1 pseudogene is annotated in these 489 nt (G+C 75.7%); it reads right to left on the bottom strand.

The features are described 5' to 3' along the window. Positions 1 to 320, bottom strand: a pseudogene (locus G3I78_RS47800) (flap endonuclease); the annotation flags it as partial. Between the last annotated feature and the right edge of the window lie 169 nt (positions 321 to 489).

The raw sequence follows: 489 nt of genomic DNA, 5'->3' as shown, positions 1-489 counted from the left end.
CCCAGCGCCGCGAGCACGTCGACGATCACCGGGACCTGCGCGACCAGCTTCTCCGGGACCTCCTCGACGCCCGTGGTCCCGGGGACCTTCTCCGCGACGCGGTGCGCCTTGTACGACGGGATCGCCTCGACGCGGAACGCCGGGCGCCAGTCCACGTCCCAGCACGCGACGAGGCGCGTCGGGCGACGGTCGGCGACGAGCGTCGCGATCATGTCGAGCAGGCCGCGCACCGCGTTGACCGGCGTGCCGTCCGGGGCCTTGATCGAGTCGGGCACCCCGAAGAACGCGCGGAAGTACAGGCTCGCGGTGTCGAGCAGCATGAGCTCGCCGCCTGTCGCGCCGCTGCCTGCCGGGTCGCCCGCGGGGTCGCTCGAGAGGGCGCCGTCGTCCGTGCTCTGCGTCATGCGGCCATCCTGCCGCACGGCCCCGACACGGGGCTCGGCGTGGCGCCGCCCGGCCCTGCCCTCGCCGTCGGGCGGCGCGCGCGGT

The organism is Streptomyces sp. SID13726, assembly GCF_010548375.1.
In the GTDB taxonomy this organism is placed as follows: domain Bacteria; phylum Actinomycetota; class Actinomycetes; order Streptomycetales; family Streptomycetaceae; genus Streptomyces.
The sequence above is the reverse complement of the archived record's forward strand: the minus strand, read 5'-3'. Positions and strand labels throughout refer to the sequence as shown.